Here is a 19,173-nt window from a genome sequence, read left to right as displayed (position 1 = left end):
TCCACGCCATTGGAACGACGCCGCCATGGACCTCGCCGCCCGCACCACCGCCACCATCATCCCGTGCCTGCGCTACCGCGACGCGCCAGCGGCCATCGACTGGCTGTGCCGCGCCTTCGGCTTCCAGCGCCACGCCGTCTACCAGGACGGCAATACCGTGCACCACGCGCAGCTGGTGTTCGGCAACGGCATGGTGATGCTGGGGTCGGTGCAGCCCGGCGCCTGGGGCAGCAACATGATCCAGCCCGACGAAGTGGGTGGCATGGAGACGCAGAGCGCCTGCGTGATCGTGGGCGACGCCGATGCCCACTACGCGCGCGCCACGGCGGCCGGCGCGGAGATCGTCATCGACATCGCCGACCAGGACTACGGCGGCCGCGGCTACGCCTGCCGCGATCCGGAAGGCCACCTGTGGTGGTTCGGCAGCTACGACCCGTGGGCGGCGCAGACGCCGTAGGCCGGCGATGGCATCGACATGCGCCGCGGCGATGCGCGTGCGGAACGTGCCGATAGAATCGGCGCGATGACGTCCCGCCCGGAACCGCCCATGGATGATCTTTTCGCTCCCGCACCCGCCAGCCCCTCTGTCGCGCAGGGCGTGCACGTCGGCATCGGCGGCTGGACCTACGCGCCCTGGCGCGGCGGCATGTTCTACCCGCCGGGGCTGGTGCAGCGGCGCGAGCTGGAATACGCCAGCCGCCAGCTGACCGCCATCGAGATCAACAGCACCTACTACGGCACGCAGAAGCCGGCCATCTACGCCGGCTGGCGCGACGCCACGCCGGAAGGCTTCGTGTTCTCGGCCAAGGCGCCCAAGCGCATCACCAGCGCGCGGCGGCTGGCCGGCACCGGCGCGCAGGTGGAGGACTTCATCGCCGGGATCGCCGCGCTGGGCGACCGGCTGGGGCCGCTGGTCTGGCAGTTCGAGGCCGGGCGCACGCTGGACCGCGACGACTTCGCCGCCTTCCTCGACCTGCTGCCGCCGCAGGTGGACGGCCATGCGCAGCGGCACGCGCTGGAAATCCGCGACCCGGCCTTCCTCGATGCCGGACTGGTCGCGCTGGCGCGGCGACGCGGGATGGCGCTGGTCTTCACCGATTCGCCGGACCACCCCAACGCCGCCGACCTGTGCGCCGACTTCGTCTACGCGCGGCTGATGCGCAGCCGCGACGAGTGCGTCGCCGGCTATCCGCCGCGGGAACTGGCGTACTGGGCCCAGCGCATCGGCGACTGGCGGCACGGCCGCGACCCGCACGACCTGCCGCACGCCAGCCCGGTGGCGGCCACGCCGGCGCCGCGCGAGGTGTTCGTCTACTTCATCAGCGCGGCCAAGCACCGCAATCCGGCGGCGGCGCGCGAACTGCTGCGCCTGCTGGGCGGAAACTGAAGCTCCGGAAACGGCGTCGGCCACACACATCGGCGACAATCTGCCGATGCCCAATCCCGATACCCGCAAGGCCCTGCTGCAGATCCATTTCTGCGTGCTGCTGTGGGGCGTGACCGCCATCCTCGGCAAGCTCATCACCCTGCCCGCGCTGCCGCTGGTGTGGTGGCGCATGCTGCTGGTGGTGGCGATGCTGGCGCTGCTGCCGCGGGTCTGGCGCGGGCTGTCGGCGCTCACGCCGCGGCTGGCGCTGGGCTATTGCGGCATCGGCGCGCTGGTGGCGCTGCACTGGCTTACCTTCTATGGCGCGGTGAAGCTGGCCAACGCCTCGGTGGCGGCCACCTGCATCGCGCTGGCGCCGGTGTTCACCGCCATCGTCGAGCCGTGGATCGCCCGGCGGCCGTTCCAGCCGCGCGAACTGGCCTTCGGCCTGGCGGTGCTGCCGGGCGTGGCGCTGGTGGTCGGCGGCGTGCCCGACGGCATGCGCCTGGGCGTGGCGGTGGGCGCGCTGTCGGCGCTGCTGGTGGCCGTGTTCGGCTCGTTCAACAAGCGCCTGGTCAGCCATGCCGACCCGCTGACCGTCACCGCGCTGGAACTGGGCGCCGGCACGCTCACCCTGACCCTGCTGGCGCCGGTGCTGCCGCTGCTGCTGCCGGCGCTGGCCAGCGACCTGTGGGTGATCCCCGGGCTGCACGACGGCGTCCTGCTGCTGGCGCTGTCGGGCCTGTGCACGCTGCTGCCGTTCGCGCTGGCGCTGGTGGCGCTGCGCCATCTCAGCGCCTACACCATGCAGCTGGTCACCAACCTGGAACCGGTCTACGCGATCGTGCTGGCGATGCTGTTCCTGGGCGAACAGCGCGAGCTCACGCCGCTGTTCTACCTGGGCGTGGCGATCATCATCGGCGCGGTGTTCCTGCACCCGCTGCTCAACCGCGCGCGTCCCGTGCCCGCTGCCGGCGCCGGGCTGGAATAGACGCTCTCAGCCGGCGAGCACCACGCGGTCGCGCCCCTGCGCCTTGGCCTGGTAGAGCGCGGCATCGGCGCGGCGCAGGGTGTCCTGCGCCGATTCGCCAGGACGGTGCGCCGCCAGCCCGATGCCGACCGTGACCGGCAACCCCGTCGGCAGGTGCGCCACCGCTTAGCGCAGGTACTGGCATTGCAGCTCGGCCTGCGCCAGCGGCGTGTCCGGCATCAGGACCGCGAACGCCTCGCCGCCGTAGCGCGCGGCCATGCCCCGCCCGGCGAACTGCGCGCGCAGCACGCCGGCCAGTTCGACTAGCAGCGCCGGTCGCCCTCGGTATGTCCATGGATGCCGTTGACCCGCTTGAAGTGGTCGATGCCGACCATGGCTACGGCCGGCGGCTCGGAAACAGGCCGGAATCAGCCCCGGTGCGCGGCGCTCAGCGCGGCACACCGGCCACGCGTCACCACTCGCGCTGTTGCGGCAGCAGGCCGCGCAGCTCCTGCTCGGTGAGGTTGCGCCACTGGCCGGGCTTGAGCGCGCCCAGCTTGATGTTGTCGATGCGCACGCGGCGCAGCTGGGTGACGCGGTAACCGAAGGCGGCGGCCATCAGCCGGATCTGCCGGTTCAGGCCCTGCTCCAGCACGATGCGGAAGCCGAACTTGGCGATGCGCGTGGCGCGGCACGGCAGCGTCGTCTGGTCGTGGATGCGCACGCCGCGCGCCATGCCGCGCAGGAATTCGTCGGTGACCGGCTTGTTCACCGCCACCAGGTATTCCTTCTGGTGGCCGTTCTCGGCGCGCAGGATCTGGTTGACGATGTCGCCGTTGCTGGTCATCAGGATCAGGCCTTCCGAATCCTTGTCCAGGCGGCCGATCGGGAAGATGCGCTGTTCGTGGCCGACGAAATCGACGATGTTGCCCTTGACCGCGCTCTCGGTGGTGCAGGTGACGCCGACCGGCTTGTTCAACGCGATGTAGACATGCTTGCGGCCGGTGCTCTTCTGTACCGCACGGGCGCGCAGCGGCTGGCCGTCCACGCGCACCTCGTCGCCCTCGCCGACCACCGCGCCGGTGCCGGCGGCGATGCCGTTGACGGTCACGCGGCGGGCGCCGATCAGGCGGTCGGCCTCGCGCCGGGAACAGAAGCCGGTTTCGGCGATGTGCTTGTTGAGTCGGATCGTCATCGGCGGATTATCCGCCATCGCCCGGGTCGCCGGACAGCGCGGGCACATCGTCGCCCGCGGCGACCACGCGGTCGCGGCCGCCGCGCTTGGCCTGGTACATGGCGTTGTCGGCACGGCGCAGCAGCGCGGCCAGGTCGTCGCCCTGCGCCTGCATCTGCGCCAGGCCGATGCTGACGGTGACGGCGAGCCCGTCGTGGGGCAGCGCCGCCGCCTGCCGCGCGATCCTTTCGCGCAGGTGTTCCAGCCGCGGCAGCGCCGCGTCGGTGCGCGTGCCGGGCAGCAGCACCAGGAATTCCTCGCCACCCATGCGGATCACGTCGTCGCGGTCGCGCACCGCGGCAAGCAGCGTGTCGGCCACCGATACCAGCACCGCGTCACCGGCTTCGTGGCCATAGCGGTCGTTGATCTGCTTGAACAGGTCGATGTCCAGGAAGCCGATCGACAGCGGCAGCCCCTGCCGGCGCGCGCGGGCCATGTGGCGCTCGAGCTGGCGCAGGCCGGCGCGGCGGTTGGGCAGGCCGGTCAGCGCGTCGGTGTCGGCCAGCTGGCGCATCTCGTCGCGCTGCCGGCGAAGGTGGCCGAGGCGGCGATTGAGCCCGTAGGCGTACATCATCAGGAACCAGGTCACCGACAGCTGCACGGCCTCGACCCGGAACCGCACCAGTTCGCGGCTGCCGGCGATGTCGGCCAGCGCCATCAGCAGCAGCGGCGCCACCGCGGCCAGGCCGTCCACCGCGTGGTAGTCGCCGCGGCGCAGCGACACGATGCCCGCCACCAGCGCCAGCATGCAGACCAGGGTGAACGCATGGTCCAGGCCAGCGGCCAGCCAGGCCAGCGCGGTCCAGGGCAGCAGCGGCGTGGCCAGCGCCAGCAACAGCAGCAGCTGCGCGAAGCCGCGAACCCACGCGCGCGAACGCGGCCAGGCGTGCAGGCCGCCGCACAGGCGCCACAGTACCCAGCCCATCACCGCGATGCTCAGCGCCGAGGCCGACACCATCCACCAGGAGGCGAAACCGCCGACCGGCAGCCAGGGTTCGGGATAACCGCTCAGGCCGCTGAGCACCGATTGCCAGACCACCAGCAGGGCGGTGGCCAGCGTGTAGACGAGGAAGTCGCGGTCGCGGGTGGTGAAAAAGCCCATCAGTGCCGACAGCGCCAGGGCGATGGCGATGGCGATGCAGGCCGTGCGCACCAGCAGGCGCAGGGTGTCGGTCTGCTGCACCGGGCTGGGCGCGCCCAGCCGCAGCGTGGGAATCCAGCGCGCCTTGAGCGGCGTTTCCCAGGCCACGCGGATCGGCTCCCTGTCGCCCGCCTTGGGCACCATCACCATGCCGATGCCGGCGCGGAAGCGCGAGTCGCGGGTGCGCGCGTCCTGCATGTTGCCGCAGATCTGGCGGTCGCCGTGGGAAATCATCACCTCGCCGGCGAACACGTTGAACACGTCCACCGCCTGCGGCGCACCGGACCAGCCGTCGGCGGGCGCGGCGATCAGGATGCCGTCCCCCAGGCGCGCCAGCGCCTCGGGCGGGCAGGCACGGATCGGGGTCTGTTCGTCGGTCGGCTTGCCGATCAGCAGGTAGTCGCGGTCGAGCTGCGGGGACTGCGCGGTAGCGGCCAGCGGAAACAGCACGAGCACCAGCAGCAGGGACAGGAACATCCGGCCCGCCAGCGCATGCGCCCTCACCCCACTGCCTCCGATCACCATCCCTTCCCCTGCGCACGTCCCGCCGCGGGCGCGATTATCGCACGCGGCTTTTCCGCCCCTGTCGGGAAAACCCCGATACCGGCATGGTCACCGGGACCGGAGTGCACGGGTCCGCCGCCGTGGCGGCGGGCCTCACCGCCCGCGCGGACTCAGGCGCCGCGCGGACCGCGCGGCTTGAACCCGCCCGGACGGCCGCCCGGGCCAGCCGAACGCGGACCGCCAGGACGGCCGGCGGGCTTGGGCCCCTTGCCGAAGCGCGGCTTGAACGAGGGTGCGGCGCCCTGCTCCTCGCCCGCTTCGACCCGGCGCATGCGCAGCTGCTGGCCGGACACCCACACCTTCTGCAGGTGCTGCAGCGTGTCGGCGGGCATTTCCGCCGGCAGGTCGAGCACGGAGTGGTCGTCGTGGATGTCGATGCGGCCGATGTAGCGGCTTTCCAGCCCGGCCTCGTTGGCGATGGCGCCGACGATGTTGGCCGGCTTCACCCCGTGCGCGTGGCCGACCTCGATGCGGTAGGTCTCCATGCCGAACTCCGGCGCGCTGCGCGGCGGCATCTCGCGGCGCGGACGCTCGCCGGACTCGCCTTCGCCACGCGGCGGACGCGGCGCGCGCTCGCCATCGTCGGCGCGCGGGCCACGCTCGAAACGCGGTTCGAAGCGCGCCGGGCGCTCGCCGCGCTCTTCGCGCTGGCGCGGAAAACCGCCGTCGCGCGCCGGACGTTCGCTGCGGCCGGGCTGCGGCTCGCGGCGCTCGCGCACCGGCGGGGCCAGCAGGAACGGGGCATCGCCCTGCAGCAGCTTGGCCAGCGCGGCGGCGATGTCGATGGCCGGCACGTTCTGCTCGCCTTCGTAGCGCTGCAGCAGGTCGCGGTAGAAATCCATGTCGCCGGCTGCCAGCGCCTGGCTGATGCGGTCCATGAACTTGCTCACGCGGTGGTCGTTGACCGCGTCCACGCTCGGCAGCTGCATTTCCTCGATCGGCTGGCGGGTGGCGCGCTCGATCTGGCGCAACATGCCCTTCTCGCGCGGGGTGACGAACAGGATCGCCTCGCCGCTGCGGCCGGCGCGGCCGGTACGGCCGATGCGGTGCACGTAGCTTTCGGTGTCGTACGGGATGTCGTAGTTCAGCACGTGGCTGATGCGTTCCACGTCCAGGCCGCGGGCGGCCACATCGGTGGCGACCAGGATGTCGAGCTTGCCTTCCTTGAGCTGGCCGATGGTGCGCTCGCGCTGGGCCTGCTGCATGTCGCCGTTGATGGCGGCCGCGGCCAGGCCGCGCGCCTGCAGCTTGCCGGCCAGCTCCTCGGTGCCGGCCTTGGTGCGCGCGAAGATGATCATCGCGTCGAAGGTTTCCACTTCCAGGATGCGGGTCAGCGCGTCCAGCTTGTGCATGCCCGCCACCCACCAGTAGCGCTGGCGGATGTTGGCCGAGGTGGTGGTCTTGGAGGCGATGGTCACTTCCACCGGATCGCGCAGGTAGGTCTGGGCGATGCGGCGGATCTGCGGCGGCATGGTGGCCGAGAACAGCGCGACCTGGCGGCTTTCCGGCAGCTTCTTGAGCACCGCTTCGACGTCGTCGATGAAGCCCATGCGCAGCATTTCGTCGGCTTCGTCCAGCACCAGCGTCTTCAGCTCGGACAGGTCCAGCGTGCCGCGGTCCAGGTGGTCGATGACGCGGCCGGGGGTGCCGACCACGACATGCACGCCGCGGCGCAGGGCCGACAGCTGCTGGCCGTACGGCTGGCCGCCGTACACCGGCAGCACGCGGAAGCCCGGCATCGAGGCCGAATAGGTCTGGAACGCCTCGGCGACCTGGATGGCCAGCTCGCGGGTCGGGGCCAGCACCAGCACCTGCGGCCGGGTGGCGGAAAGATCGATGTTGGACAGCACCGGCAGCGCGAAGGCGCCGGTCTTGCCGGTACCGGTCTGCGCCTGGCCGAGCACGTCGCGGCCTTCCAGCATCGCCGGGATGGTGGCGGCCTGGATCGGCGACGGGGTCTCGTAACCGACGTCGGCGACCGCTTTCATCACAGGCTCTGAGAGGCCGAGATCTGCGAACAGCAGCGGCGCGGGGGATTCTTGGGACATTGGGGAACTCCGGGGGCACCGCCGCGAATGGGGCGGGCGCAAGGGGGCATATTGTGCGCCCTGGCGGGCCCGCTGTCGAAAGCGCCGATGGGAGTCCGTTCAGGTGTGATATTCCGCCACGGCCGGCGAATCACCCGGCAACTCCCCTGCCGATCCGCCCATGCCACCTGACCCCGTCCCTTTCGCCGACCTGCTGGAACGGCACCGCGGCATCCTCGCCAAGGTGGCCGGCAGCTATGCGCGGCAGCGCGAGGACCGCGAGGACCTGATGCAGGAAATCGCCGTCCAGCTGTGGCGGGCGTGGCCTTCCTACGACCCGTCGCGGGCGTTTTCCACGTGGATGTACCGCATCGCGCTGAACGTGGCGATCTCGCAGCTGCGCGGGCGGATGCGCGCTCCCGGGCTGGCCGCAGCCGCCGAAGACGGCCTCGACGCCCTGCCCGACCCGGCCCCGCACGACCCCGAGCGCAGCCGGCAGCTCGGACGGCTGTACCGCTTCATCCACGCCCTGCCGCCGCTGGAACGCGCGCTGATGCTGCTCTACCTGGAAGAACGCCCGCAGCGCGAGATCGCCGAGGTGCTGGGACTCAGCGAAACCAATGTCGCCACCAAGATCGGCCGCCTCAAGGCGCGGCTGCGCAACGAACTGTGAGGAGCCATGCGATGGAAACCGTCGAACTGAAGGACCTGTGGCAGCAACTGGGCAGGCAGCTGGAACGCCAGCAGGCGCTGGAGCTGCAGCGGCTGCGCGAACGCGCCGGCCGGCGCCTGCACGACAGCCTGGCCCCGCTGCGGCGCGGGCAATGGCTGCAGCTGGCGCTGGGCATCGGTTTGGCGCTGCTGGGCATCGCCTGCTGGCAGCGCAACCCCGGCAGCCCCGGCTACCTGGCCGCCGGCATCGCCGTGCACGGCTTCGGCCTGCTCACCGCGGTGCTGGCCGGCATCGCCCTGGGCAGGCTGCGGCAGCTCGACTACGGCGCGCCGGTGCTGCAGCTGGAGAATCGACTGGGGCGGCTGCGCCGGTTCCATGTGCTCAACGGCATGCTCGCCGGCTGGCCGTGGTGGGTGATGTGGGGGGTGGGGCTGGTCGCCCTGGCCGGCCTTGCCGGGTTGCCCACCCCGCAAGGCGCATCCGGCTGGCTGTGGGCCAGCGCCGGCATCGGCGCGCTCGGCTGGCTCGGCACCGCCGCGCTGTACCGCTGGACGCGGACGTCGAAGCGCCCGGGGCTGGCGCGCCGCGCCGAGGAGGCGGTCAGCGGCTACAGCCTGCGCCAGGCGCAGGCGGTGATCGAGGAATTGCGCCGGTTCGAGCAGGACTGAGCGCCAGCGCGCGATAATCGCCCTCTTTCCCTGCCGGCCTCCCCATGCAGACCATCGATTTCGAACTGGACCGCGAGTACGTGGAACTGAAGCAGCTGCTCAAGCTGACCGACCTGGTGTCCAGCGGCGGCGAGGCCAAGATGATCATCGGCGAAGGCCAGGTCCGCGTCGACGGCGAGGTCGAACTGCGCAAGGCCTGCAAGATCCGCGCGGGCCAGCAGGTTGAGCTGGGCGCGGTACGCATCCGGGTACTGGCCGCCGCGTAAGAGCGGCTTCAGCCGCGATGGGGCTTTCCATGCAACCCCATCGCCTGCGTGCACCCCGCGCGGGGCGCAATGGGAAAGCCCCATCGCGGCTGAAGCCGCTCCTACCCGTGCGGGTAGCTCAGGGACTGGCGCGCTGGGTCAGGTGCGCGGCGATCATCTTCCGGAAAGGCGCCACGCCGTGCGCGGCGCGCAGCGCGGCGCCGCGCAGCAGGCGGGCCGGCAGGCGGCTGTCGTTGTACAGCGCGGCGATGGCATTGGTCGCCTCGTAGAGCGGCCGCGTCGCCAGCCGGTGCCCGCGTTCGTAGCGGTCCAGCACCGCGGACGCGCCGATGTCGCCGCCGCGGCTGGCCGCAGTGGCGATCTCCTTCACCAGCCGCTGCTGGCTCTGCAGGCCGAAGTTGAACCCGTGCGCGGTGACCGGATGCATGCCCACCGCGGCATCACCGGCCAGCGCGTAGCGGTGCGCGGCGAACCGGTGCGCGTACACGCCCACCAGCGGATAGACATGGCGCGTGCCCACCGGCCGCATCCGCCCCAGGCGCTGTTCGAAGAAGCCGGTGACGGCGTGGCCGAACGCCGCATCGTCCATCGCCATCAGTTCCTGGATGCCCTGCGGCGGCAGGGTGATCACCGCCGAGCACTGGTCGCCCGGCAGGGGCAGCATCGCCAGCGTGCGGCCGTAGCCGAACCACTCCCAGGCGGCATGATGGTGCGGCCGCTCGTGGCCGAGCCGGCACACCAGCATCGACTTGCCGAAGTCGCGCATGCGCGCGCCGATGCCCATCATCCGCCGGGTCGCCGAGAAGCGGCTGTCGGCGGCCACCACCAGCCGCGCCGACAGGCGGCGTCCATCGTCAAGGACCACGGTATTGGCCGCCTCGCCGGTCTCGATCGCGGTCACCTTTGCACCGTCGACAAGCTCCAGCCCCGCCTGCCCCTGCACCGCTTCCCAGGCGGCGCGGCGGATCAGGTGGTTGGGGACCAGCCAGCCCAGCTCGTCCACGTCCTCCGTGCCGGCGGCGAAGCCGAGCGCGAACCGGGAAGTGCCGTCCATGACCCGGGCGCTGCGCAGCGGCGAAACCTGCGCCGGATCGAGCCGCTCCCACAGGCCGAGCCCGCGCATGATCTGCCGCGAGGCGTGGGTCAGCGCGATCTCGCGGCCGTCGAAGGCCGGTTCGGCCAGCGCCGCGGCCGGCTGCAGTTCGACCAGCGTCACCGACAGCCCCGTATCGGCCAGCCCGCGCGCCAGGCACAGCCCGGCCGGGCCCGCGCCCACCACCAGTACATCGACAACACGCATCTTCGGCCTCCGCATTCGGTGTCCGGTACAGCCTACGGCCCGCGGCGGGCGCCGACCTTGATCCGGATCATGCACGGCGGGGATCGCCGGCCGCTCCGTCACAGGCCACCGCGGCGCGGCTCCACGCCCACCGCCGCCGGCGCCATTACCGGCAGGGGCGCGGCGTCGGTCGGCATTTCCAGCAGCGCGGTGTCGATCTCCGACAGCGGGCTCTCGTCCGGGCAGGTGTCGTCGGGGAAACCGAAATGTTCCTTGAGCGCCTGCCCGCAGGTGGTGACGGTTTCCAGGTCGGCGCCCTCGACCTTGCACTGGCGGTCGAAGGCGACCAGGAACGCATCCTTGCGGCGCACGAAATCGTCGCCGCACTTGCGCATCTGCTTGATCCGCTCCAGGTCGTCCTGCACCGCGTTGGTGCCGTCCAGCCCGTACTGCTTGAGCTCCTCGCGGGTGAGCAGGCGCAGGCTACGGTTGGGCACGGTCATCATCAGGTCGGCCACGCCCACCGCCACGCCGTTGCGCTGCAGGTAATCCTTCACGTTGTCGTAGACCTCGTGCAGTTCCTTGTTTAGTTCGGCGCGCGAGGTGGCGGTGGAGCTGATGCGCATCATCCGGTGGATGCCGACCTTGCCGGAGATCAGGCGGTTGTCGCCGGCAGCCAGCACGAACACGCAGGCGCTGTGGCAGATGGAGCCTTCGCGCACCCAGATGGTCCAGCCGGCTTCGCCGATGCTGTCGCCGGCGACGATCGCCGCTTCCACCTGGCCGCCACTGGAATCCAGGTCGAGCACACGCTTGCCGATCTTCATCGCATCGGCCACCACCGCCAGGCGCGAGACCATCGCGGCGAAGGACGGGTTGATCTTGCCGGCGTAGCGCACCCGCACCAGCCCGCGCTCGCGGCAAGGCGCCAGCGCGGCGTCCAGGGTCTTGCGGTCCAGCGCCTCCAGCGCGGCGCCATCGCCGGCCTCGCCGGTGTAATCGGTGTCGCAGCTGACCCAGGCCTTGCCGTTCTCCAGCGCCACGTCCGGCCAGGCCTTGTCGCGGGCCGGTTTCACCGGCGCCGGCGGCGGCGGCGCGTCGGCGGCGTTGATCGACACCATGTGGTCGCCGTCGGCGGCCAGCGCCGCAGCCGGATCGGCCGCCGCGACCGGCTTGCCCTGGTCACCGCGGTTGCAGGCCAGCAGCCCGAGGCACAACAGAGGCGACCACCAGAATCTGGGCAACATGGACAACGATCGGATCCGTGGGGCGGCGCGGGCGCCGGGGAACGGACAGTCTAGTGCGCATCGCCGCCCGCGCCGCAATGCCCCCTGAACTGACGATCCGTCATATGCATTGATGTCCGGAAATGGCCAGTCCGCATCCGCCGACCGGCCTAGACTGGGCGCCATGAACAGTCCCGCCCTGCCCAGCCACGAACAATGCGAACAGGCGCGCCTGGCCCGCGATGCGCGCTTCGACGGGCTGTTCTTCACCGCCGTGCGCAGCACCGGCATCTACTGCCGGCCGGTATGCCCGGCGCCGCCGCCGCGCCGCGACAACGTCAGCTACTACCCCACCGCCGCCGCAGCAGCCGCGGCCGGCTACCGCCCCTGCCTGCGCTGCCGGCCAGAACTGTCGCCGGAAGACGCCAGCTACATGCAGGACCACACCCTGCACCGGGCGCTGGCGCTGCTGGACGAAGGCATTCTGCAGGACCAGCCGGCCGCCGCGCTGGCCGAGGCGATGGAACTGAGCGCGCGCCAGCTGCAGCGGCTGTTCGTGGCGCGGCTGGGCGCCACCCCGGCGCAGCTGCACGCCACCCGCCGCCTGCTGCTGGCCAAGCAGCTGTTGACCGAAACCCACCTGCCGGTGACCGAAGTGGCGCTGGCGGCCGGCTTCAACAGCCTGCGCCGCTTCAACGACGCCTTCCTGGCCGGCTGCGGCATGCCGCCGAGCGCGCTGCGCAAGCGCCACGGCGCGGTGGCCGGCGGCGAGCCGGTGCTGCGCCTGGCCTACCGGCCGCCGCTGGATTTTCCGGCGATGCTCGGCTTCCTGCGCAAACGCGCGATTCCCGGCATCGAGCGCATCGACGCCGACAGCTACCAGCGCGTGATCGTCGCCGGCGGCCGCGCCAGCCTGATCCGGGTCAGCGCCGATGCCAAACGCCCAGAGCTGCGCCTGCAACTGGGCACCACCGACGCACGCGCGATCCCGGCGATCGTGGCGAAGGTGCGGCGCGTATTCGACCTGGACGCCGACCTGGCCACCGTACATGCCTGCCTGGCGCACGAACCGCTGCTGGCGCGCGGCATCGCCCGGCGCCCGGGCCTGCGCATTCCCGGCGGCTGGGACGGCTTCGAAGTCGCCGCGCGCGCCGTGCTGGGCCAGCAGGTCAGCGTGGCCACGGCCACCACGCTGGCGCGGCGGCTGGTCGACCGGTTCGGACATGGCCTGCCGGATATGCCCGAGGGCCTGGACCGGCAATTCCCCACGCCCGCGGCATTGGCCGAGGCGCCGCTGGAAAGCATCGGCCTGCCGCGTACCCGCGCGGCCACGCTGCGCGCGGTGGCGCTGGCCTGCGTCGAGGGCCGGCTGGAGTTCAGCCGCGCGCAGACGCTGGAGCAGTTCGTCCGGCAGGCCACCGCCCTGCCCGGCATCGGCCCTTGGACCGCGCATTACATGGCCTTGCGCGCGATGGGCATGCCCGACGCCTTTCCCGCCGGCGACCTGGTGCTGCAGCAGGTGCTGGGCGAAGGCCAGCGCCTGGGCGAACGCGCCACCGAGGCCCGCTCGCAGGCATGGCGCCCGTGGCGCGCCTACGCCGTACTCCATCTGTGGCACCTGGCCGCAGAACCGAACGAGGAACCCACGCAATGACCCTCTACTACGACCGCTTCGACACGCCCATCGGCCCGCTCACCGTCGCCGCCGATGCCGCCGGCCTGCGCCACATCCTGTTCGCGCGCAACCGCCACGACGCCAAGGGCCGCGAAGGGTGGCAGCACGATCCGGACGCCGTCGCCGAACCGCGCCGGCAACTGCTGGACTACCTGCACGGCAGGCGGCGCGGTTTCGACCTGGCGCTGGCGCCGGTCGGCACCGAGTTCCAGTTGCAGGTCTGGCATGCGCTGGCCGAGATCCCGTTCGGCGCCACCTGGAGCTACCGGCAACTGGCGCAGCGCATCGGCCGCCCCACCGCGACCCGCGCCGTCGGCGCGGCCAACGGCCGCAATCCGCTGCCGATCGTGCTGCCCTGCCACCGGGTGATCGGCAACGACGGCACGTTGACCGGTTTCGGCGGTGGCCTGCCGACCAAGGCCGCCCTGCTGCGGCTGGAAGGCGCCCTGGACGAGGAGATGGCGGCGCCCTCGCTGTTCGATTGAACGCGACGGCGCACCATCGCCCGCGGCGACATCGCTGCGGTCTTCGCACGGGCGCCGCCGCCCTACTGGATGCCGACATCGTGGCGCCAGCATCCGCTGCCACGGCGCTCCCTCGAAGGCGTTCGCGCAACTTCGGTTAGGTCGCGCGGCGCGACGGACCACGCGGCCATCGCTTGCCGCCCGTTGCTGCATGCCAGCTGTCATCGGGCCGGGACTATCATGGGCGCATGATTCCGTTCCGCACTTCCCTCGCGCTGCTCGGCGCCAGCCTGCTCGCTGCCTGCGCCTCGACCGGCCCCGCCCCGTCCACTCCCGCAGCCGCCGCCACGGCGCCGCCCACCGTCCTGCTGCTGTCCATCGACGGCCTGCGCGCGGACATGGTCGGGCGCGGCCATAGCCCCAACCTCGCCCGCCTGGCGCGCGAAGGCGTGCGTGCGGTCGGCATGTCGCCGTCCTATCCCTCGCTCACCTTCCCCAACCACTACACCCTGGTCACCGGCCTGCGTCCGGACCACCACGGCATCATCCACAACAGCATGAGCGCCGAGGATCTGGGACGTTTCAGCCTGCACGACCGCGACACGGTGACGAATCCGGCCTGGTGGGGCGGCGAACCGATCTGGGTGGGCGTGGAAAAGGCCGGTTACCGGAGCGCCACCTGGTCCTGGCCGGGCAGCGAGGCCGCCATCCAGGGCGTGCAAGCCAGCCAGTGGCATGCCTACGACGAGAGCGTGCCCCTGCCCGAACGCATGCAGCGGGTGCTGTCCTGGCTGGAAGGCGCGCCCGGCGGCCGCAAGCCGCGCCTGGTCGCCGCCTACATGGAGCAGGTGGACCAGGCCGGGCACAACCATGGTCCGGATTCGCCCGAGTACGCGGCCGCGCTGCGCGAAGTGGACGCGGCCATCGGTCAGCTGCTGGACGGCATGCGCCGCGACGGCCTGCTCGACAGCACCAACGTGATCGTCGTGTCCGACCATGGCATGGCCAGCGTCCCGGACGGCCAGGTGATCGCCACCGAGGACATGGTCGCGCCGGAGATCGCGCGCGAGGTATCGGTCGGCCAGTCGGTCGGCTTCGCCCCGCAGCCGGGCCGCGAGCGGGAAGCGGAAAAGGCGCTGCTCGGCGCGCATGCGCACTACGACTGCTGGCGCAAGGAACAGCTGCCGGCGCGCTGGCACTACGGCACCCACCCGCGCGTCCCGCCCATCGTCTGCCAGATGCACGAAGGCTGGGACGCACTGACCCGCGATGCCGTCGCCCGGCGTTCGCCAGGCAACCGCGGCTCGCACGGCTACGATCCGTCGCTGCCGTCGATGCAAGCGGTGTTCGTCGCCCGCGGCCCCTCGTTCCGGCAGGGGGCGGTGCTGCCGCGTTTCGACAATGTCGACGTCTACCCGCTGCTGGCGCGGCTGACCGGCATCACCGCCGCGCCCAACGATGGTGATCCGCGAGCCCTGCTGCAGGCGCTGCGCCAGCCGGCGCGCTGAGCCGGCGCCGCTTTCCCGCTACATGCCGCGGAAGCGATGCAGGAAGGCGGCGCTGACCGGCAGTGCCTCCGGGCGCTGCTTCAACCGGATCGTCGTCCGCCCCAGCTCGTCGCGGCGCAGCCGTTCGATCGCCGCCACCCGCACCACCACCCCGCGGTGCACCTGCCAGAACTCGTCCGGGTCCAGGCCGGTTAGCAGTTCCTTGAGCGGGGTGCGGATCAGCACTTCGCCGTCGGCGGTGACCACCTTCAGGTATTTGTCCTGCGCCTGGAAATACAGCACCTCGTCGATGCCCGTCATGCTGACGCTGTCGCCGACGCTGGCGCTGATCCAGCGGATCAGGCGTTCGCCGCGCGGCCGCAGCCGCGATTCCAGATCGTCGATCAGGGTCCGCACATCGGGGCGGCATGCCTGCGTCAGGCGCGCCCGCACCCGCGCCACCGCCTGCTCCAGTCGTGCGGGCTGCACGGGCTTGAGCAGGTAGTCGATGGCGCCGGTCTCGAAGGCGCGCACGGCGTAGTCGTCATAGGCGGTGGTGAACACCACCAGCCCGCCCTGCGCAGCCACCGCGCGGGCCACCTCCAGGCCGCTGACGCCCGGCATGCGGATGTCCAGGAACGCGACATCGGGCCGGTGCCGCGCGACCGCCTCCAGCGCCGCCTCGCCGTCCTCGCAGACGCCCATCAGTTGCAGTTCCGGCCACGCCTGCCGCAGCTGTTCGTGCAGCGCCCGCCGCTGTGGCGCCTCGTCCTCGGCGATCAGCCCGGTGGCGCGCACTGCCGCATCCCCGCTCACGTCCCGTTCTCCCATGGCACCTCGATCCCGGCGACCACGCCCTGCCCGTCGCGCGAGCGCAGGCGCAGGCGCGCGCGGTCACCGAACCGCTGCAGCAGTTGCTCGCGCACGTTGGCCAGGCCGACGCCACCGACCGGCCCCGGTTTCAGGCCGGTGCCGTCGTCGATCACCTCCACCTGCAGGCGATCCTCCCGCCGCACCGCGACGATATCGATGCAGCCGCCGCCGGGCCGCGCTTCGAGCCCATGCCGGATCGCGTTCTCCACCAGGGTGATCAGCAGGGCCGGCGGGAAGGCATGCGCGCGCAGGGACGCATCGGCCTGCACGCCGTACTGCAGGCGCCCGCCCATGCGCAGCTGCATCAACGCCAGGTAGGTGGTGCAGATATCCAGCTGCTGCCCGAGCGTGGAGCGCAGCGCGATGCTGTCCTCGCGCAGCCGGGGAATGGTGGTGCGGAGGAAACCGGCCAGCGCGTCCAGCATGGCCTCGGCCTGCGCCGGTTCCTGGCGCACCAGCGCGCGCACCGAGGCCAGGGTGTTGAACAGGAAATGCGGCTCCACCTGCGCCTGCAGCACGCCCAGGCGCATGTCGGCGTCGCGCGCGCGCCGCTGCGCATCCTCCAGTTCCTGCCGGTGGCGGTGCCCGTCCCAGCGCCGGCGCTCGCTGAAATAGGCGCGCAGCGCCAGCCCGCCCCCGAACAGCGCGTAGACCAGCAGCAGCACGACGATATTGATCGACAGCGCCACCACGCGCCCCACCGGGCCGATCCCGGCGCCATCGGGTGGTCCCGCCGGTACGTCCTGACCGGTCGCCACCAGACGCATGACTTCGGCCGACACGAAGTGGTCCACCACGAAACTCGACACGACGCCCAGCAGCACCGCGATCATCACGCCACGGCGTTCGTGCGCCTCGCTCCAGTGGCGATGGCGCACCCAGGTGGCGAACGCCGGCCCGGCGGTGGCCATCAGCGAGAACCCGGTGAACTGCAGCGCGAACATCAGCAAACCGGCACGGTAACCATGCCCTTCGGCCACGGCGACCGCGCCGAGCAGCAGGGCCGGGGGCGCGATCAGGGCCATGAACAGCAGGCTGCGCCTGGCCAGCCACGGCGCGCTGAATACCGGGTACTGACGGTAACGGCTCCACGCCGCGCTGCCGCCGACGATCACCTCGGCCGGCAGCGGCCGCTGCAGCGAATAGCCGGAAAGGCTGCTCACCCGCGCGTCCGGTCCGCCGGAGCGGCCCTCCCGCGCCGTGGGTGGCACGTGCGTGGATGCCATGCAAAGACCCTCGTTTCCGTTCCCTGGCAGGCGGTCATTGTCTCGTGCCGCGCAGCACCTGTCCCGCCTGGTGCAGTTCCAGCGACCGCACGCCGCCATCCGCGCCGCGCAGGAACCGGATCTGGATGCCGTAGGCCGGCGCTTCGAAGGCATCGGGCGCCACCGCATCCAGCGCGAACTCGCCCTGCCCGCTCGCCTGCGCATGCAGCCGCCCGTCGCGACCACGCACTTCCAGCACGAATCCCGGCATCAGCGGGTAGCTGCCGGCGTAGGCCTCCAGCGCCTGCGCCGACAACACCGGCGGCGGGGCCCGCTGCAGGTCGACGCGTACGGCGGGAATCTCCGCGCCCATCTGCGACCAGACGAAGCCGTAGCTGCCGTCGGCCCTGCGTTGCGGGCGCAATACGGCGTCCACCTGCAGGGCATGGAAATCGCCGGCATCGTCGTGGCCCATCGCCTGCTCGGCCTGTCCGTCGGCCTGCACGTACAGCCGGCCGTCGCGCGGGCGGAGAACCATTTTCATCGCCCCCTGCAACTGGTATTCGCCGGCCAGCGCCTGCAGCAGTTCCGGCGCCGCCGCCACTTCCCGGCGCGGCTTGCCCAGCGGGAAGGCGGGGTCGACCAGGTGCAATCCCAGGCTGCCCAAGCCCCCGGTCGCGGTCCAGCTGGTGTCTGACAGGATCACCACTGCGCGTTGCCGCTCCGGATCGAGCGCGACGAACGAGGAAAAACCCCCGGTGCCGCCTTCATGCATCAACGTGGTACGGCCGTTCACCGGCACCCGCATCCAGTTCATGCCCATCGCCGGCTGCTCCGACAATGGCGCATGGGTCGCCGCCAGGGCGGGCACGATTGGTGCCTCGATCCAGCCCAGTTGGGCCTGCGCATAGCGGACCATGTCCTCGAGCGTGGCGCGCACGCCGCCGACGCCGGCCAGGTCGGTGGCGAAATGCCAGGCCGGCACGGCCGCGCCCGGACGATGCCCGACCGCGGCGCGCACCTGCGCCGGCTTCGCCTCGATGTAGGCGCCGGTCATGCCCAGTGGCGCGAACAGGCGCCGCGCGAGCAGCGTTTCCAGGTCGCTGCCGGCGCGGCGCGCGACCGCGTACGAGAGCAGCATCGAGGCGTAGTTGGAATATTCGAAGTCGCTGCCCGGCGCGGCTGCCAGACGCACTTCGCCCAGCGATGCCAACAGGGCGGCGGCATCCAGGCGGGCGTAGGGATCGTCCGGGTCCGCCGGCTCCAGCCCCGGAGGCAGCGCCGGCAGGCCCGAGGTATGCGTTACCACATGGCGCAGCAGGATCGGCTGGCCTTCGTAAGCGGGCACCTTGGTGCCCGCCGGCAGCCACGCCGAAAGCGGATCCTCCAGCGAGCCGTTGCCTTGACGGATCAGATCGGCCAGCAGGGCGGCGGTCATGGTCTTGCTGACCGAGCCGATCTCGAACGCGCTGTCTGCGCCGATGCGCACGGGTGCGCGGTCGTCGGCGCACTGGTAGGCGCGTGCGACCTGTCCACGTTCCACTACGGCCACCGCCAGGCAGGCGCCGGTACGATCGCCGCGCAGGCGCTGCGCCACGACGCGCGCCAGCGCGGCATCCGCCGATGCCAGCACCGGTTCGGGCAGCACGGCGGTGGAAAGGGTGGCGAACAACGCCAGGGCAAGTCGCATGTCGGTCTCCTCGTCGGGGGAGCCGGCATCCTGTCGCATCGCCGCCCGCATGGGCGGGAATGCGACGAACGCCCACCCCGGCGCGACGAAACCGGCCACGGCCGGAGCCAACGACGCGGCCGGCAGCGTGCCTGCCGAAGTGCCGCGACATCCCGCCGGGAAGCGGGCATAAAAAATGGCCAGCGTCAAGCCTTTCGTGCAAAACACGGGAGGCTTGAAACCATATATGGGGCAATAGGTTAGCTCTGTTTTATGCCGCTTGCAGGGGATGCGGTGTTGTGGACTGGGGGCCACATAAGAGCCTGTAGAAAGCAAGCCGAGTCGCGTTGTAGCGATGGAGATTGCCAAGAACTGGCAGGCCTGCT

The 19,173-nt window shown here is 71.5% G+C and carries 19 protein-coding genes; 9 read left to right on the top strand and 10 right to left on the bottom strand.

The features are described from left to right. The first annotated feature begins 25 nt into the window (after positions 1 to 25). From CQ393_RS14425 to CQ393_RS14415, 3 genes are all read left to right on the top strand, one after another. Positions 26 to 457, top strand: coding sequence for a VOC family protein (locus tag CQ393_RS14425; protein WP_153192341.1), 432 nt, complete (start codon positions 26 to 28; stop codon positions 455 to 457). 90 nt (positions 458 to 547) lie between these two features. Then, positions 548 to 1,387: a DUF72 domain-containing protein gene (locus tag CQ393_RS14420; protein ID WP_153192340.1), complete on the top strand. Its 840-nt coding sequence runs from the start codon at positions 548 to 550 to the stop codon at positions 1,385 to 1,387. Between the two features lie 46 nt (positions 1,388 to 1,433). Next, positions 1,434 to 2,357, top strand: a complete 924-nt coding sequence (locus tag CQ393_RS14415) for a DMT family transporter (protein ID WP_153192338.1) — start codon at positions 1,434 to 1,436, stop codon at positions 2,355 to 2,357. A 6-nt stretch (positions 2,358 to 2,363) separates the two neighbouring features. Here CQ393_RS14415 and CQ393_RS18275 read toward each other — a convergent pair whose 3' ends face one another. The 5 genes from CQ393_RS18275 to CQ393_RS14395 all read right to left on the bottom strand — a co-directional run bounded on the left by CQ393_RS18275 (position 2,364) and on the right by CQ393_RS14395 (position 7,323). Next, positions 2,364 to 2,519, bottom strand: a complete 156-nt coding sequence (locus CQ393_RS18275) for a diguanylate cyclase (protein WP_343199984.1) — start codon at positions 2,517 to 2,519, stop codon at positions 2,364 to 2,366. A gap of 3 nt (positions 2,520 to 2,522) precedes the next feature. Further along, positions 2,523 to 2,645, bottom strand: a complete 123-nt coding sequence (locus CQ393_RS18370; RefSeq protein WP_265588110.1) for a hypothetical protein — start codon at positions 2,643 to 2,645, stop codon at positions 2,523 to 2,525. A gap of 163 nt (positions 2,646 to 2,808) precedes the next feature. Beyond that, entirely contained in the window at positions 2,809 to 3,531 is a 723-nt protein-coding gene (locus CQ393_RS14405; protein WP_153192336.1) for a pseudouridine synthase, read from the bottom strand. Positions 3,532 to 3,538: 7 nt separating this feature from the next. Next, positions 3,539 to 5,188, bottom strand: a complete 1,650-nt coding sequence (locus CQ393_RS14400) for a GGDEF domain-containing protein (protein WP_153192334.1) — start codon at positions 5,186 to 5,188, stop codon at positions 3,539 to 3,541. 197 nt (positions 5,189 to 5,385) lie between these two features. Beyond that, complete coding sequence (locus CQ393_RS14395; protein ID WP_153192332.1) at positions 5,386 to 7,323, bottom strand: DEAD/DEAH box helicase; 1,938 nt, start codon at positions 7,321 to 7,323, stop codon at positions 5,386 to 5,388. A gap of 160 nt (positions 7,324 to 7,483) precedes the next feature. On the opposite strand from CQ393_RS14395, the gene CQ393_RS14390 reads away from it, so the two are divergent. The 3 genes from CQ393_RS14390 to CQ393_RS14380 are packed head-to-tail and all read left to right on the top strand — an operon-like array spanning position 7,484 to position 8,909. Further along, the gene (locus CQ393_RS14390; RefSeq protein WP_153192330.1) at positions 7,484 to 7,975 is read left to right on the top strand and encodes a sigma-70 family RNA polymerase sigma factor; all 492 of its coding nucleotides are present in this window, start codon (positions 7,484 to 7,486) and stop codon (positions 7,973 to 7,975) included. Positions 7,976 to 7,986: 11 nt separating this feature from the next. Continuing rightward, entirely contained in the window at positions 7,987 to 8,643 is a 657-nt protein-coding gene (locus CQ393_RS14385; RefSeq protein WP_153192328.1) for a serine/threonine protein kinase, read from the top strand. 44 nt (positions 8,644 to 8,687) lie between these two features. Next, complete coding sequence (locus CQ393_RS14380) at positions 8,688 to 8,909, top strand: RNA-binding S4 domain-containing protein (protein WP_153192326.1); 222 nt, start codon at positions 8,688 to 8,690, stop codon at positions 8,907 to 8,909. Between the two features lie 118 nt (positions 8,910 to 9,027). Here CQ393_RS14380 and ubiM read toward each other — a convergent pair whose 3' ends face one another. Beyond that, positions 9,028 to 10,209 carry a 5-demethoxyubiquinol-8 5-hydroxylase UbiM gene (ubiM, locus tag CQ393_RS14375; RefSeq protein WP_153192324.1) on the bottom strand — a complete coding sequence of 394 codons (1,182 nt, stop codon included), beginning with the start codon at positions 10,207 to 10,209 and terminating at the stop codon, positions 9,028 to 9,030. A 98-nt stretch (positions 10,210 to 10,307) separates the two neighbouring features. Then, a complete protein-coding gene (locus CQ393_RS14370; protein WP_153192322.1) occupies positions 10,308 to 11,435 on the bottom strand; it encodes a hypothetical protein in 1,128 nt (375 codons plus the stop codon). 163 nt (positions 11,436 to 11,598) lie between these two features. On the opposite strand from CQ393_RS14370, the gene CQ393_RS14365 reads away from it, so the two are divergent. From CQ393_RS14365 to CQ393_RS14355, 3 genes are all read left to right on the top strand, one after another. Next, entirely contained in the window at positions 11,599 to 13,068 is a 1,470-nt protein-coding gene (locus CQ393_RS14365) for a DNA-3-methyladenine glycosylase 2 (protein ID WP_228114575.1), read from the top strand. Beyond that, positions 13,065 to 13,574 (top strand): methylated-DNA--[protein]-cysteine S-methyltransferase, encoded by a 510-nt coding sequence (locus CQ393_RS14360; protein WP_153192318.1) that lies wholly within the window; start codon positions 13,065 to 13,067, stop codon positions 13,572 to 13,574. The genes CQ393_RS14365 and CQ393_RS14360 overlap by 4 nt, the downstream gene beginning before the upstream one ends. Positions 13,575 to 13,801: 227 nt before the next feature. Beyond that, the gene (locus CQ393_RS14355) at positions 13,802 to 15,061 is read left to right on the top strand and encodes an ectonucleotide pyrophosphatase/phosphodiesterase (protein ID WP_153192316.1); all 1,260 of its coding nucleotides are present in this window, start codon (positions 13,802 to 13,804) and stop codon (positions 15,059 to 15,061) included. Between the two features lie 18 nt (positions 15,062 to 15,079). On the opposite strand, the gene CQ393_RS14350 is transcribed toward CQ393_RS14355, so the two are convergent. From CQ393_RS14350 to CQ393_RS14340, 3 genes are all read right to left on the bottom strand, one after another. After that, positions 15,080 to 15,856 (bottom strand): LytTR family DNA-binding domain-containing protein, encoded by a 777-nt coding sequence (locus tag CQ393_RS14350; RefSeq protein WP_343199983.1) that lies wholly within the window; start codon positions 15,854 to 15,856, stop codon positions 15,080 to 15,082. Then, a complete protein-coding gene (locus tag CQ393_RS14345) occupies positions 15,853 to 17,076 on the bottom strand; it encodes a histidine kinase (RefSeq protein ID WP_343199982.1) in 1,224 nt (407 codons plus the stop codon). Before CQ393_RS14345 ends, CQ393_RS14350 begins: the two co-directional genes overlap by 4 nt. Positions 17,077 to 17,173: 97 nt before the next feature. Beyond that, entirely contained in the window at positions 17,174 to 18,808 is a 1,635-nt protein-coding gene (locus CQ393_RS14340; RefSeq protein WP_194269678.1) for a serine hydrolase, read from the bottom strand. Positions 18,809 to 19,173: the final 365 nt, after the last annotated feature.

Source organism: Stenotrophomonas sp. MYb238 (assembly GCF_009496535.1).
Classification (GTDB): Bacteria; Pseudomonadota; Gammaproteobacteria; order Xanthomonadales; family Xanthomonadaceae; genus Stenotrophomonas.
Note: the sequence above shows the minus strand (reverse complement) of the source record. Positions and strands in the feature narration are given on the sequence as shown.